The sequence below is a fragment of the Oleiphilus sp. HI0080 genome (assembly GCF_001635135.1).
Genome location: NZ_LWFU01000699.1, coordinates 1 through 1,250 on the forward strand (window position 1 = coordinate 1; position 1,250 = coordinate 1,250).

Here is a 1,250-nt window from a genome sequence, read left to right on the forward strand (position 1 = left end):
GATGCCTAAAAAGCTCAGCATAATAACCGAAAGGGACAAGTTAAGGGCTAGGAGGAAGTTAATACCCCGCTGGAGGCCAGGAGCCACGGGGGCTGTAGAGGATTATGTCTTTTTAAGACGGAAAATCCCCAGGACCCCACATAAGTGGCGAGCATTTCAGCTTCTAATTGCACGTCTAAATCCTGTCTGAATTCACCTGTCGCCTTAGCCTGCTCGATAAAACCAGAAATTCCTGCCACCCAATCCTTTATCCAACGCGCCTGGGTCTCTTGTAAGGCCCGGGAATCTCTGGCTCGCTGCCAAAAGTCTCGCCAGACACAGAATTCTTTTTGCACGGTTTCGTTGATAGGTAAAGTTTGTAACAACAAGCCCTCCAGATCGTTCGGGTTAGCTTGTATCGCTTGTTCCAAACGCTCCTTGGTGGATTCGATCACTTGCTCTAATGCGGCCTGGAGTACATGATCTTTATTATCAAAATAATAATTGACCATGCCCTCTGTACAGCCCCCAGCTTCGGCAAACTTGATCATGGTCACCTTGTGAATACCGTATTTAGCGATGGCCTCTACCGCCCCTCGGGCAATCGCCGCGCGCCTTTCTTCATGGTCTACAATTTTTGGCATACTCGTTAATACCCAAACTCAATAACAACTCACTCAATGGCGACAGTATATTAGATATTGACCAATATTAATAAGCCGTGTAAAAACATTGATCAATATTTATAAAGAGGTGTTTATCGTGGCTAAGAAAGATAATCAAACAAGCAAGCAAGGCCTGAATCGACGCAGCATCTTAAAAAATGGTTTGGGAGCTCTCGGTGCTGTTGCCCTAACTGCAGGGGCCAATATCAGCGTTAATGCAGCGACTAATAAGGGCTCCACAGACACAGAAAGCGATAAATATGACTATGATGTCATTGTCATTGGTGGCGGTTTCGCTGGAGTTACCGCGGCTCGAGAACTTAGGCAAGCCGGGTTATCAGTATTGATATTAGAGGCCCGCAATCGCCTTGGCGGACGCACATTTACGGTAAAGCGCGATGGAAAACTGTTTGAGCTCGGTGGTGCCTGGGTTCACTCCACTCAACCTAACGTTTTTGCTGAGATTAATCGCTACAATTTACCATTAGTGGATTCCACCCCCGGAACGATTCCCAACTTACTGTGGTGGGACGGAGACGAAGCCCGCGATGCAGGCATGAGCGGTATCCCACCACTGATTAAAATGGCTGTCTGTGAGAACAATGC

2 protein-coding genes are annotated in these 1,250 nt (G+C 47.4%); one reads left to right on the forward strand and one right to left on the reverse strand.

Annotation, left to right across the window (positions count from 1 at the left end; genetic code table 11):
* Window positions 1–47 precede the first annotated feature (47 nt).
* A complete protein-coding gene (locus tag A3751_RS15090; RefSeq protein WP_068457621.1) occupies window positions 48–623 on the reverse strand; it encodes a TetR/AcrR family transcriptional regulator in 576 nt (191 codons plus the stop codon).
* A gap of 118 nt (window positions 624–741) precedes the next feature.
* Between A3751_RS15090 and A3751_RS15095 the strand changes: the two genes are divergently transcribed.
* Window positions 742–1,250, forward strand: a 509-nt coding sequence (locus tag A3751_RS15095; RefSeq protein ID WP_231876905.1) for an FAD-dependent oxidoreductase, incomplete at its 3' end; no start/stop codon positions are given.

Coding starts and splice junctions, on each gene's coding strand:
- A3751_RS15090 (WP_068457621.1), bottom strand. CDS start 623: ATGCCAAAAATTGTAGACCATGAAGAAAGGCGCGCGGCGATTGCCCGA.